The organism is Anaerocolumna chitinilytica, from assembly GCF_014218355.1.
GTDB lineage: Bacteria > Bacillota > Clostridia > Lachnospirales > Lachnospiraceae > Anaerocolumna > Anaerocolumna chitinilytica.
Genome location: NZ_AP023368.1, coordinates 5,293,617 through 5,305,885, shown reverse-complemented (window position 1 = coordinate 5,305,885; position 12,269 = coordinate 5,293,617). Strand labels below are relative to the sequence as shown.

Genomic DNA, 12,269 nt, shown 5'->3' with positions numbered 1-12,269 from the left:
CACGATCTTATATTGCTGACCTCTTTATCCGGTGGGCTGAGCCTGGCCCTCCGGGGAAAGGAGAATTAATGATATCTTTTGAAATACCTGGACCTCCACAAGGGAAAGCAAGAGCCAGGACATTTTTTAATAATAAATCAGGACGCATGGCAAGTATTACCCCAGAAAAAACTGTGTTATATGAAAATCTTATAAAATTATGTTACCAGAAAAATACTAATTACATATCTGATAAGCCTTTAAGAGTATATATCAAGGCTTGCTTTGAACCAGCAAAAAGCACATCAAAATCTAAAAGAATAGAGATGCTAACCGACAAAATAAGGCCGACTAAAAAGCCTGATATTGATAATATAGCAAAAGTTGTCCTTGATGCATTAAACGGAATTGCATATAAGGATGATACACAGGTTGTAACACTTGAAGTAAGAAAGTTTTATAAGCCTTTTGCCTGTGTGAATGTTGATATTGAAGAGGTTGGTGATTAGATGTTGGATGAAAAAGATAAAAAGTATTACTGGCTTCGTCTTAAGAAAGATTTTTTTAAACGGCATGATATACAGATAATTGAGAACATGCCTAACGGTAAGGATTACGTATTATTCTATCTCAAATTGCTTGTTGAGAGCGTAGACCATATAGGAGAACTAAGATTCTCGGATACGATTCCATACAACGAGCAGATGCTTTCTACTATCACTAACACTAATATTGATATTGTTCGTTCGGCCATGAAGGTATTTACAGAGCTAAAAATGATAGAAATACTTTCAGATCAGACAATATTTATGGCTGAGATAGAAAAATTGATAGGCAGTGAAACCTATTGGGCAGAGCAAAAAAGGAAAACTAGGTCAAAAATAGGACAATGTCCTAACAATGTCCTAGAAATGTCCGAAGCAAGTCCAACATGTCCAAGTAAGAGTATAGAGATAGATATAGAGAAAGATATATATATAGATAAAGATAATAAAAAGAATAGTAGTCGTTTCACTCCACCTACACCAGAAGAAATTAAATCATATTGCATTGAACGTAATAACAGGGTAGACCCGGAAAGATTCTTTGATTTTTATTCTTCTAAAGGCTGGATGGTAGGAAAAAACAAAATGAAAGACTGGAAAGCTGCTGTTCGTAATTGGGAGAAAGATAGTAAGGGGGTGCAGAATGTCGGATATAGAAAACCAGGTCCCGGTGACGGAGTTCGAACAACTACTCCAAGAGTTGGAGAAAAGTCACTTAACGAGCTTGCAGCCGAAGCCGGAATCGAATAAATGCCCTTACGGATGTGATGAAAACGGATTTATCTGGACAACGGCACAGAACGGAACTGATATGGCAAAAGAATGTGTATGCAGAAAGAAAAAGGTTGAAAGCAAAAGAATCACTTTTGCAAATATACCGGATGCATTCAAAGGAATGATGTTAGAAAACTTTCATAATGACATATACAGGCAAGATAATAGCCGTAGGGATATTAATATACTCTTAAAAGCTATTAGGCTGTATTTGGAGCAAATAGAGAGCCACAAGGCTACAGGAAAAGGGTTGTACATATACAGCGATGTAAAGGGAAGCGGCAAAACAAGAATGGCTGCCAGTATTGCGAATGAATTAATGAAAAATCATGATACCCGGGTAAAGTTTGCTACATCAAGTAAGATTGTGCAGGAGATAAAAAACACATTTGATAAAGAGACTAGGTCATGCACACAGTCAGAATTGATATCAGCCTTATGCACCGCGGAAGTATTGATAATTGATGATTTTGGAATAGAGAAGATATCTGATTTTGTCAATGAAAACTTCTACAACATCATTAACGAGAGATACAACAATAATAAAATCACAATATACACCAGTAATTATTCTCAACAGGATCTTCCGTATGAGGACAGAATAAAAAGCCGAGTAAAGGAAAAGACATTTATTCTTCATTTCCCGGAAGAATCAGTAAGGGATTACATAGCGGACAACGACAATGTGAATTTGATTAATGGATTAAGGAGGAATTGATATGAGATTATTTAATGTAACAGATACAGAAGAAAATAAATTAATAATGCAAGGCGCCACAATACCAATGTTAGCAAGAATGTGGGGACTGGAGCCAGGTTATTTAACATCCGCAGTCGGATTAGGAGAAAAAGTTAAAGGAAAATATCTCATTGAACCTATAGGACTTAGAGAAACACCATCTAATAGCATGCCTGTAACATTATGGCATGAATGGGACAAGATATATGAGATAGCCGGAATGATAAGAAATGGCAAGGCACGAATAGTAAGTGAACGTGTTAAGGGAGGTTGGAGGAGGCATACGGAGGTAATCGGATGAAATGTCAATACATAAACCCAACTCCGGTCCAGTGCTTTAATTGTCAATATTCTGATTGCATCCGGGACGAAGGACAAGATAACCGCGATAAATATAACAGGTATCGCTCTGAAAACTCAGAGAAGGAAAGAGAACGTGACAGAAATCGGTATCCGGATGAAAAAGAAATAAGAATAAAACGTAACAGTGAATGGCAAAAGAATCACAGAACGCAACGTAATGCTTATATGCGTGAAAGATATTGGAAGCAAAAAGCAGAAAAGGATAAGGTGAAGTAGTTCACCGGAAAATAAAAGAAAGGAGAATGAACGGTGAAGAAAAAACCAGAATTAAAAGAACCAGAAGTTAAAATATGTTCGTATTGTGGAATTGAAGTGATAGGATCCTATCAATATATCAAAACAAAAAGAGGCAGTGAATTATACATCTGTTCAAAATGTGTGAATGAGGTTATGAAGACAGCAAAACGTTGAACGGTTAGGAGGAAAGAATGAATACAGAATTAATGTTTAGCAGTAAGACAGATGATTGGGCAACTCCGCAATGGTTTTTTGATGAATTGAATAAAGAATTTCACTTTACCCTGGATCCTTGCGCAGATGACCAGAATCATAAATGTGATAAATATTACACCGTTGATCAAGATGGATTAAAACAAAATTGGAGTGGAGAAACAGTATTTTGCAACCCTCCTTATTCAAAACCAGAAAAACCATGTAAGCCTAATTGTAAAAAGAAAAAATGCCAACAAAGAGGACATCACATAACTGAGCATAAACCAGGTCAAGTTGATTGGATAAGAAAATGCTATATAGAAAGTCTTAAACAAAATACAAAAGTTGTGATGCTGATTCCAGTAAGAACTGATACAGAAGCTTTTCACAAATACATAAAGGATAATTCAGAAATCAGATTTGTAAAAGGACGGTTAAAATTTGGAGGATGCGATGATGCAGCACCATTTCCCAATATGGTAGTTATATTTCATTGAATGGTTAGGATAACCGGGAAGGAGTTATGTATTATGCTGTTTAGTAAAGAAACACAAGAATTTATGACAAAGGTATTTACAGAAGCAAAAGAACTTAAAAGAGGTGGTTCCAAGGAAACTGAATGTATATGCGGTGGAACATTACATATTGGTAAATCTGGATATAACGGACATATACATGCAGCTTGTGATAAATGCAAGAGAAGCATAATGCAATAGAAAGGCGGGATAGAGGAATGAATAAAGAGATAGAACATGCAATTGAGGATTTGAAGTGGGTAATGGAAGAACCAAATTACAGAATATTGGATAGGGAAGACATAAAGGAAATTTATCCATTAGCCATAACCGCCCTAGAAGCACAGCAAGCCGATAGGTGGGTGCCACTATGGAAGAAAATGCCTGATAATTATTCTGAAGTATATGTAACTACTCAAATCGGAGAAGTATATCATCTGTTTTACTCAAATAATCAATTCCGCTTTGGAAATTATAGTAGCGATTTAATATGCCACAGTACAATTGATTGGATGCCATTTTACATTCCAAAGCCCTGGAAGGAGGAACAGTCATGTTAACTCTACCAATCAAGAAGAAATGGTTTGATATGATTCTTTCAGGGGAAAAGAAAGAAGAGTATAGAGAGATAAAACCATACTATACAAATAGATTCAACAGCTTATTTAGAATGTATCCAATTGATAACCCGATAGGAAACGATACAAACCTTATAGCTTTTAGAAATGGGTATTCAAAACATTCTCCTTTATTTGTAGCAAAATGTTATTTAAGTAGAGGAACCGGTAATCCAGAATGGGGAGCTGAACCAGGAAAAGAATATTATGTTCTTAAGATATTAGAGGTACATCCATGAAGCGCAGTAATCCAGAATTAAGACAGCCCTCCGAACTAAAAGCCAATGTAAGAGGAGCCTACGGAGAATATATAAAGCATCCAAGTAAAGTTAGTAATGTGTTTACACAGAAGCCTTGGTTGGGCGGGAAGGAAGAGAAGAATGGAATTAAATAATAAATTTAGAGCACTCACAAAATACAATAAAGAGTGGGTATATGGATTACCAATGTATGATTACAGATGCGTGGCGGGAAAAAGTGAATCAGTGTTATGTATTCAGGAGTCTTCAGATACTGCAATTAAGTTGAAGTATGAAATAATACCAGAAACATTATGTGAATCCACCGGACTTAATGATAAGAACGGTAAAGAGATATACGTAGGAGATATTGTACAATGTCTAGAAGTAAGCGACCACCGAACAAATGAGTACATATCAGAAGTATATGAGGAAGAGTGCGAAATATTAGTACATGATTCAAAATACAGCGATACTCCACTTGCTATATTCTTCCCACATAAAAATCAGATACCATTAACTGAAATTGAGATAATCGGAAACATTTATGATAATCCAGAACTATTACAGGAGGTAGATAAGTGAATAAGGAATACAACGATAAAGCAATAAAAGCCAGAAACGAATTAGTAAAAGGGCCAAGATGGGATAGAGAATCAGAAAAATATATATGTCAGCATTGTGGTGGTGTAGTTCCGGTTGGGGTAATGATGCATGGATATGATTGTATTGATTGCGGACTTCCAATAAATGAAAGGTAGGGTATCCAATGAATAAGGATAAGCTTAATGCATACATCAATCAAAGAAAATATGAAATACATACAGGTATAAATGCGGCGGTTGGCTCAAAGTATGAGATTGAAAGAAGATTAATGGCCAATAGACTTGATGAGTTACTTGAATTAGAAAAATTTATCCAGTCAGAGCCGGAAGAAACCTGCATTACCCTTCCTTGCAAAGTAGGAGACACAGTTTACATTATTGAACAGTGTTGCAATATAGAAGGAAAGCTTGATGGAACTTTATGGGACGGTGGAGGAGGATATGGAACAGCGACTGGATATTATTGCCCATATGAAGATAGATGCCCACATGATACTGATGATTGCGATATGTCAAAACAAGATAAAGCGGTTTTTGAAGATGAAGCTAAGCAAATCATAATAGATGAAAACTACATAACAATTATATTTGAAAATTGTAACGGAAAATATGCAAGTGATTTTGGTAAAACAGTCTTTCTTTCCAGGGAAGAAGCACAAGAAGCAATTGAAAAGGCAGGTGAATGATATGGAGAGATTAACAGATAGAAGCCGCGGCGGATATGGAATTTTAAAGGACAAGGGTAAGTTAGAACTTGCATTGAGTAAATTAGCAACTTATGAGGATACAGGCTACGAACCACAGACTATTAAAAACCTTGATAAGATATGCAGGGACCAGTCAAATTCAATTATTAGACATGGATTAGAAATGGAAAAGAGATATAACGAGTGCGAATACTGGAAATCACAATCTATCACAGATAAATCAAAACTTGGTATTCTTCGTTATTATTTCGAAAAGCATGGAACTACACTGGAACAGGTACTGGAAGATTGCAAGACTATGTTTCAAGATACCACTTGCACAGAGAATAGTAAAATGTGACAGTACATTCATTTTGGATATTATCAACCATGTAACAGCACCGGAAGGAACGGCCCGTGTTTCGTATTAAATCCTTGGTATATTTGACACCGGTAATATCCATCTTAATGTAATTGTCACTTTCATCCTTTAAGCGGACAGTGACTGGCTTAATGTCTCCCAATGGATTAAATACAACAATAACATCAACAGGTTTACCAGTTGGACTTAATCTTATTTCGTTATCACGTTGAAAATACATGGTATCACCTCCTGGTTGATATTATACAAACAGATGTTTGGAAAAGCAACAAGAAAATAAAGTAAATTGCACATTGACAATCACATACTGGTTAGTGGATAATAGGTATAAAAGGAGCGTGATAGGGTGAAGCAAGAATGTATACTATCTACAGCACAAAAAGCCTTGATTGAAAATTACAATATGATTATTTGCTCATTTCAAAAAGAGTATTTGAAGAGAGCAGAAAAAAATCCGAGAGATGCAGAAATAATACTAAGAGATATGTGTCGTGATAAAAGCATATTGGAACTACAAAGTAAAATAGCAGAAGTATATTATATGTCAACGGGTACTAGAATTATCGCTGAAAATTTTGAAGAAACAAAATTATTAGAAGAGGTATTAAAACACACCACTAACCAATAATCGGTTGGTGGTTTTTTATTGCAAAGAAAGGAGTAGTAAATTGTTTAAATATTATGTTGCATATGCATATGAAAAAGGATTTGGGTTTTGTGAAATAACCAGAAATCAAGAAATAGATAACATTGAGGATTTAATGGATGTAAGAAATACAATCATGGAAAAAGGAGAAGTAAAAGGCGTAATAATATTAACCTGCATATTGTTGCCTAATAAAAGAGATAAGGCGGTAAATAAGGATGAATAATTGCGATGGATGTGAATGCAGATACTGTTATTACAATTCGGATTGCGGATATTGTGATAAGTGCGATGGAGTAAATTCTTATAGTGATTTATGCAGACAGCCATCAATGCAGCAACCGGAATGGTTGGTGAACCATGAAAAATTGTGAGCGCTGTCATTTAGAAGATACTAACGAATGTAAACACTGCCAAGATGAAGAGGAGGAACGGAGGATTAAGGATGAAGATTGATGAACTCAGAGCAAATATAAAGTCCCGGTATAAAGTCGGACAAGTAGTTAATATGCGTAGACGGGATCCAAATACAGATAAAATAACGAAGCGGTTTAAAGTTACGATAAAAGGCTTTTACACATATTTTATATTAACTGAAAAGAATGGTTTCCGTGAATGCTATACATACTCTGATTTTAAAGAGTTAACCAGGCTGGAGAAGGGAGAATGACTATTGCCAAATAGAAGAGAGTTGAAACTAGATGATTATGGTATATCCAGTAAGAGATATAAAGAACTTTGCGGATTCTGCGAACAATACAAAGAGTGGAAAGATGAACTTGAATTTAAAAAAGATACACTCAAGAGCAAAAACATAACAGATATGCCTTTAGCTACATCTGGAGAAGATGCCACGCAAGTTTTAGCAATCAGAAGAATTGACCTAGAAGAAAAATGTAAGATAATCGAAAAAACCGCAAAGCAAACAGATGAGTATTTAGCACCATACATAATCAAGTCTGTTACAGAAGAAGTTCCATGCTGGTATCTTGAGGAAATAATGGGTATGGCTACATGTAGAAAAGATTTTTATGCAGCTAGAAGATATTTCTTTTTTCTCCTTGATAAAAACAAAAGATGACCACCGCAAGGACGTGAAAATGTGAGATAATAAGTTCATGAAAGTATGCAGATAGGGTAGCTCCCGAAAGATACAAGCCTTAGTATCTTCTGCATACTTATAATTTAAAGGCGATTACGGAAGGCGGTAAACATGGGATACAAAGAAGCAAAAGAAGACAATATTAAAACCAAAATTAATCAACATACAAAAAATACACAGTATTACCCGCTATGTGATTGTTGTGGAAAAGAAGTAATGTCATTAAGCTATATAAGAGGAAAGAAATATCTTTGTAAAATATGTAAATTAGAAAATTATATGTCGGACAAGGAAGAAAGAACTGAAAATAACAGGGAAATAAAAGAAGCAAAGCTTGAAAAAGCAATTGAAAGAATAAAAAACCATACATATAATATTGACAAATATAGAAACTCTATTGACACTATCAGAAAATACTTACACAAAGATGGCTGGTTTGATAGTACAGAAGAAATTATGGTAGCTATAGAGTTATGCAAAAACAAAATAAAATTTAATCATCAGATACAATTTGGAAGATATCGCGTTGATTTTCTGCTGCCAGATGAAAAAATAATATTAGAGGTTGATGGAACTATTTTTCATACAAAAAATACAAGGGAAAAAGAACTGATAAGGGATAATCGTATAATTCTTAGCCTTGGAGCTGAATGGGAAATAATTAGGATAACAGATGAAGATATCAACAGAAATATTACAAGATTAACAAAAGCCATTCGAAAAGTAAAGTCAAAGCGCACCGAACTAAGAAAAGAATACAATGGATTATTACCGGAATGGTATTCAGACAAGTCAATATAACTTACAGTTTATTATAGATAGACACCTCCTTGACGTTGCGGAACATGCGAAAACCGATACTGTACCACGCAGGACAAGTCAATCTCTTTGCATAGCGGTTGCATCGAAAGGTTGATAGTGGATAATAAAAGCAACGTCCGGTTTCTGCCGGTTGCAATAGTGGAAGAGGTCTGAAAGAGCGACACCAGCCTGCGGGTATGGTGAATGACGGAGGCGACTATAGGAAGCAGACCATAGTATCGTGATTTGTGTGGGTCTATTCGATACTGACAGCCGGAAAGACGGTTATTCTTGCAAGAATATAAAATTGTTTGGTGGCGGAATAGGTAAACGCTTAATCGGAAGAGGTACTTCCTAAATACCAAAAAATAAACCAAGTTGGTAATATAGGGTGCAAATCCCTATCCAAACAATAATATGGGATATTAAATAAACTACAAAAGTGGTTTTTGTACGGGGCTAGAATAAAACTGGCTCCTATTTTTTACAACACAGCCTTTAACAGGCATTATATAAATCACAGCCCTATAACGGGCATATAAGCGCTTAGTACTTAAATGTATTAGGCGCTTTTCTAATGAAAGCAGGTGATAAATTGCAAAGTATAAAAGTAGAGCTATCCGAACAATTACAGTCAATTGAAATACATACACTGGCAGATTTACATATGGGTGATAAGCATTGTGATAATAAGCTCATACAAGAGCGTATAAGGCTCATACAGGACACAGAAAACGCTTATTGTATATTAAACGGTGACTTGATGAATAACGCTACTAAAACGTCAATTTCGGATAGTTATGCGGAGCAACTTACACCAATGCAACAGATAGGGCAGGCGGTTTATTTACTTACACCAATAAAGGATAAAATAATAGCAATACAATCCGGTAATCACGAAAGCAGGACATACAAAAAAGAGGGTATAGACCTTACAGAAATAATGGCCAGGGAATTGGGATTGGGAGATAAATACTCTAGCACCGGTTCCTTAATTTTTGTTCGCTTTGGATGGAACGAAAAGAGAAAGCGCAAGCAATGGTATACTCTGTATGCGATACATGGTTCCGGTGGAGGAAGAAAAGAAGGGGCAAAGGCTATAAGGCTGGCGGATATGGCAAGTATAGTTGATGCAGATATCTACATACATTCACATACACATTTACCAATGATTATGAAGCAGGGATTCTTCCGGGTAGATACAAGTAACAGCACCACGAACTTTGTAAATAAGTTATTCGTAAATACTTCCGCAATGCTTAACTATGGAGGGTACGGGGAAGCATACGAATTTAAACCATCTAGTAAAGATACACCGGTTATATATATGAGTGGAACGAATAAACACTTCACTGCTAAGTTGTAGGAGGTCATCATGACAAGAGAAGAGATATTAAAAACAGAATACTCACCGGAGTTTGATAAGTTGCGTCAGGATATGATGGAAACTTCTTTTTATAAATACGGATCAGTTAAAGAAAATGCAATGAATGGCACAACGGATTTTGTAAAGAGCCTTGATATCAGATATGAGAAGTTCAAGGCTACAAAGAATACAGAATTTCTCGCTGACATTGCAAACCTATGCATGATGATATTCATGTATCCGGAACAGTTTGGCTGCCACTACAAACCAACAGATAGTAATGAATCTCCTGGTATTGATGGTATGAGTACAAAGCAGCTAAGAGAATATTCGGAGTAGGCCTATGAAACATTGTATAGGATGCAAACATATAAGCAGTAAAGATTGTGGCTGCATTACAATAGTCAGAGGTAGTAGTGGAGCTATTGGGTATCGGAAGATAAGGGATAAAAGATGTATAGTGGGTAGGTGGTGATATGCCAAGGGTAAGAGACCCTAACAGAGATAAAGCAAAAGAAATATATGATAGAAACCCTGGTATTGAATTGACTGAGATTGCAAGTCAGTTAAACATACCGGTTACTACAATACGTAGTTGGAAATCAAGGGACGATTGGGACTGCAATGCAATGCAATGCAACGCAAATAATAAAACAATAACAAGAACTATTAAAGATGGGGTAAAGGAAACAATGCTAAACGAAAACCTTACCCACGAACAAAGGCTTTTTTGCATATATTATAGCAAGTCATTTAATGCAGCTCAAAGCTATCAAAAGGCATATGGATGTTCTTATGAATCTGCATTATCGGCAGGTCCAAGATTGTTCGGAAATGTTGAGATAAAAAAAGAAGTACAAAAGCTGTCGGTAATAAAGGCAGAGCAAGCCGCAATAAATGAAAATGATATGCTTGAATTACATATGAGAATTGCTTTTGCTGACATAGGAAATTATTTATCATTTGGAAAAGAACTCATTGAAACAAATAAGGGAGCTTTTGAAGTTAATTCTGTTAAGCTAAATGAATCATCAAATGTAGATACCCAGTTAATTAAAGAAATAAAAGAAGGTAAAGAGGGTATAAGTATCAAGCTGATTGATAGATGTAAGTCTATGGAGTGGCTAGACCGATTCTTCCTTATGAATCCTATGGATAGACATAAGATGGAATATGATAAGCTTAAGCTGGAATTAGAGCAAAAGAAAGCAGAACCAGAACCAAATAAAACATCAAATAAATATTATGGTATACCTGCTACAATGATAGCGCCTGCATTTAGCAAAGTGCTATTTGACATAGAAAATAGAGAACATACAGAATATGTATTCCCTGGTGGCCGTGGTTCCACTAAATCTTCATTTATAAGTTTAGAAGTAATTGACTTGATAATGAAGAATGAAAATACTCATGCATTGGTAATGCGACAGGTAGCCGACACGTTGCGTACATCGGTATATGCACAGGTTGTATGGGCTATTGGTATTTTAGGGCTAGAAGATGAATTTAACTGCACTGTAAGCCCTTTAGAGATTACCAGAAAGAGTACAGGTCAAAAGATATACTTCCGTGGAGCAGATGATCCCGGGAAGGTAAAATCAATTAAGGTACCTTTTGGATATATTGCAGTACTTTGGTTGGAAGAGTTAGATCAGTTCACCGGAGAAGAAGCAGTAAGAAAGATAGAACAGTCTGTTATCCGTGGTGGAGAGACAGCATATATATTCAAGTCATTTAATCCACCTAAATCAGCTAATAACTGGGCTAATAAATATATAAAGATACCTAAAGCCACAAGATTAATAACACACAGCACTTATCTTGATGTACCAAAGCAATGGCTAGGAAAACCATTCCTGGATGAAGCAGAATTTCTTAAAGAAGTCAATCCTACGGCTTACGAAAATGAGTACATGGGTATTGCAAACGGAACCGGGGGAAATGTATTTGACAATGTTAAGATTGAAGCTATTACAGATGAACAAATAAAGCAATTTGACAGGTTATACAATGGTATTGACTGGGGATGGTATCCGGATCCTTATCACTTTGGACGTATGCATTACGATGCTGCCAGAATGAAACTTTACATATTCATGGAATACAGGGCAAATAAACAGTCTAATAGGCAAACGGCAGATAAACTGATAGAAATGGGAATCACACCAAATGATATGATTATTGCTGATAGTGCAGAGGAAAAGTCAGTAGGTGATTATAAATCATATGGATTCTTAATCAGAGGAGCCGAGAAAGGCCCTGGAAGCGTTGACTACTCCATGAAGTGGTTGCAGTCTCTAAGAGAAATAATAATAGACAATGTAAGATGTCCCAATACAGCACGAGAATTTCTCGACTATGAGTATGAAAGAGATAAAGAAGGCAATGTAATAAGCGGATACCCTGACAAAGATAACCATGCAATTGATATGGTTAGATATGCACTTAACCCTATATGGAAGAAGAGGGGGCAATAAA

General features: G+C 35.9%; 24 protein-coding genes. 23 read left to right on the top strand and 1 reads right to left on the bottom strand.

The window, feature by feature from the left end; all coding sequences use genetic code 11:
- The first annotated feature begins 68 nt into the window (after positions 1-68).
- From bsdcttw_RS23430 to bsdcttw_RS23360, 15 genes are read left to right on the top strand one after another with little or no spacing between them, the layout of a single operon-like run.
- Positions 69-488 (top strand): RusA family crossover junction endodeoxyribonuclease, encoded by a 420-nt coding sequence (locus tag bsdcttw_RS23430; RefSeq protein ID WP_185257175.1) that lies wholly within the window; start codon positions 69-71, stop codon positions 486-488.
- Positions 489-1,274 (top strand): phage replisome organizer N-terminal domain-containing protein, encoded by a 786-nt coding sequence (locus bsdcttw_RS23425; protein ID WP_185257174.1) that lies wholly within the window; start codon positions 489-491, stop codon positions 1,272-1,274.
- The gene (locus bsdcttw_RS23420; protein WP_225903739.1) at positions 1,168-2,016 is read left to right on the top strand and encodes a DnaA ATPase domain-containing protein; all 849 of its coding nucleotides are present in this window, start codon (positions 1,168-1,170) and stop codon (positions 2,014-2,016) included. The genes bsdcttw_RS23425 and bsdcttw_RS23420 overlap by 107 nt, the downstream gene beginning before the upstream one ends.
- 1 nt (position 2,017) lies before the next feature.
- A complete protein-coding gene (locus bsdcttw_RS23415; RefSeq protein ID WP_185257173.1) occupies positions 2,018-2,338 on the top strand; it encodes a hypothetical protein in 321 nt (106 codons plus the stop codon).
- The gene (locus tag bsdcttw_RS23410) at positions 2,335-2,616 is read left to right on the top strand and encodes a hypothetical protein (protein ID WP_185257172.1); all 282 of its coding nucleotides are present in this window, start codon (positions 2,335-2,337) and stop codon (positions 2,614-2,616) included. Before bsdcttw_RS23415 ends, bsdcttw_RS23410 begins: the two co-directional genes overlap by 4 nt.
- A 33-nt stretch (positions 2,617-2,649) precedes the next feature.
- On the top strand, positions 2,650-2,811 hold the full coding sequence (locus bsdcttw_RS23405; RefSeq protein WP_185257171.1) for a hypothetical protein: 162 nt from the start codon (positions 2,650-2,652) through the stop codon (positions 2,809-2,811).
- A 17-nt stretch (positions 2,812-2,828) separates the two neighbouring features.
- The gene (locus bsdcttw_RS23400; protein ID WP_185257170.1) at positions 2,829-3,329 is read left to right on the top strand and encodes a DNA N-6-adenine-methyltransferase; all 501 of its coding nucleotides are present in this window, start codon (positions 2,829-2,831) and stop codon (positions 3,327-3,329) included.
- A 33-nt stretch (positions 3,330-3,362) separates the two neighbouring features.
- Complete coding sequence (locus tag bsdcttw_RS23395) at positions 3,363-3,548, top strand: hypothetical protein (RefSeq protein ID WP_225903738.1); 186 nt, start codon at positions 3,363-3,365, stop codon at positions 3,546-3,548.
- Between the two features lie 17 nt (positions 3,549-3,565).
- Positions 3,566-3,907 (top strand): hypothetical protein, encoded by a 342-nt coding sequence (locus bsdcttw_RS23390; protein WP_185257168.1) that lies wholly within the window; start codon positions 3,566-3,568, stop codon positions 3,905-3,907.
- On the top strand, positions 3,901-4,203 hold the full coding sequence (locus tag bsdcttw_RS23385; RefSeq protein WP_185257167.1) for an ASCH domain-containing protein: 303 nt from the start codon (positions 3,901-3,903) through the stop codon (positions 4,201-4,203). Before bsdcttw_RS23390 ends, bsdcttw_RS23385 begins: the two co-directional genes overlap by 7 nt.
- A complete protein-coding gene (locus bsdcttw_RS23380) occupies positions 4,200-4,358 on the top strand; it encodes a hypothetical protein (protein WP_185257166.1) in 159 nt (52 codons plus the stop codon). Before bsdcttw_RS23385 ends, bsdcttw_RS23380 begins: the two co-directional genes overlap by 4 nt.
- Positions 4,345-4,788, top strand: a complete 444-nt coding sequence (locus bsdcttw_RS23375; RefSeq protein ID WP_185257165.1) for a YopX family protein — start codon at positions 4,345-4,347, stop codon at positions 4,786-4,788. The genes bsdcttw_RS23380 and bsdcttw_RS23375 overlap by 14 nt, the downstream gene beginning before the upstream one ends.
- Complete coding sequence (locus tag bsdcttw_RS23370; RefSeq protein ID WP_185257164.1) at positions 4,785-4,964, top strand: hypothetical protein; 180 nt, start codon at positions 4,785-4,787, stop codon at positions 4,962-4,964. Before bsdcttw_RS23375 ends, bsdcttw_RS23370 begins: the two co-directional genes overlap by 4 nt.
- 8 nt (positions 4,965-4,972) lie before the next feature.
- Positions 4,973-5,494, top strand: a complete 522-nt coding sequence (locus tag bsdcttw_RS23365; RefSeq protein ID WP_185257163.1) for a hypothetical protein — start codon at positions 4,973-4,975, stop codon at positions 5,492-5,494.
- A 1-nt stretch (position 5,495) separates the two neighbouring features.
- Positions 5,496-5,855: a hypothetical protein gene (locus tag bsdcttw_RS23360; protein WP_185257162.1), complete on the top strand. Its 360-nt coding sequence runs from the start codon at positions 5,496-5,498 to the stop codon at positions 5,853-5,855.
- Here bsdcttw_RS23360 and bsdcttw_RS23355 read toward each other — a convergent pair.
- Positions 5,812-6,096 (bottom strand): hypothetical protein, encoded by a 285-nt coding sequence (locus tag bsdcttw_RS23355; RefSeq protein WP_185257161.1) that lies wholly within the window; start codon positions 6,094-6,096, stop codon positions 5,812-5,814. The two genes, bsdcttw_RS23360 and bsdcttw_RS23355, sit on opposite strands and share 44 nt — an antisense overlap.
- Before the next feature lie 126 nt (positions 6,097-6,222).
- Here bsdcttw_RS23355 and bsdcttw_RS23350 point away from each other — a divergent pair, with 126 nt between their 5' ends.
- The 8 genes from bsdcttw_RS23350 (at position 6,223) to bsdcttw_RS23315 (ending at position 12,268) form a co-directional block, all read left to right on the top strand.
- Positions 6,223-6,504 carry a hypothetical protein gene (locus tag bsdcttw_RS23350; RefSeq protein ID WP_185257160.1) on the top strand — a complete coding sequence of 94 codons (282 nt, stop codon included), beginning with the start codon at positions 6,223-6,225 and terminating at the stop codon, positions 6,502-6,504.
- A gap of 40 nt (positions 6,505-6,544) precedes the next feature.
- The gene (locus tag bsdcttw_RS23345; RefSeq protein WP_185257159.1) at positions 6,545-6,748 is read left to right on the top strand and encodes a hypothetical protein; all 204 of its coding nucleotides are present in this window, start codon (positions 6,545-6,547) and stop codon (positions 6,746-6,748) included.
- Between the two features lie 219 nt (positions 6,749-6,967).
- Positions 6,968-7,192, top strand: coding sequence for a hypothetical protein (locus tag bsdcttw_RS23340; RefSeq protein ID WP_185257158.1), 225 nt, complete (start codon positions 6,968-6,970; stop codon positions 7,190-7,192).
- Positions 7,193-7,195: 3 nt separating this feature from the next.
- Positions 7,196-7,603 (top strand): hypothetical protein, encoded by a 408-nt coding sequence (locus bsdcttw_RS23335; RefSeq protein WP_185257157.1) that lies wholly within the window; start codon positions 7,196-7,198, stop codon positions 7,601-7,603.
- Positions 7,604-7,735: 132 nt separating this feature from the next.
- Positions 7,736-8,425 (top strand): endonuclease domain-containing protein, encoded by a 690-nt coding sequence (locus tag bsdcttw_RS23330; RefSeq protein WP_185257156.1) that lies wholly within the window; start codon positions 7,736-7,738, stop codon positions 8,423-8,425.
- Positions 8,426-9,020: 595 nt separating this feature from the next.
- On the top strand, positions 9,021-9,791 hold the full coding sequence (locus tag bsdcttw_RS23325) for a metallophosphoesterase (protein WP_185257155.1): 771 nt from the start codon (positions 9,021-9,023) through the stop codon (positions 9,789-9,791).
- A 9-nt stretch (positions 9,792-9,800) separates the two neighbouring features.
- A complete protein-coding gene (locus tag bsdcttw_RS23320) occupies positions 9,801-10,130 on the top strand; it encodes a hypothetical protein (protein ID WP_185257154.1) in 330 nt (109 codons plus the stop codon).
- Between the two features lie 137 nt (positions 10,131-10,267).
- Positions 10,268-12,268, top strand: a complete 2,001-nt coding sequence (locus bsdcttw_RS23315) for a PBSX family phage terminase large subunit (RefSeq protein ID WP_185257153.1) — start codon at positions 10,268-10,270, stop codon at positions 12,266-12,268.
- Position 12,269 lies beyond the last annotated feature (1 nt).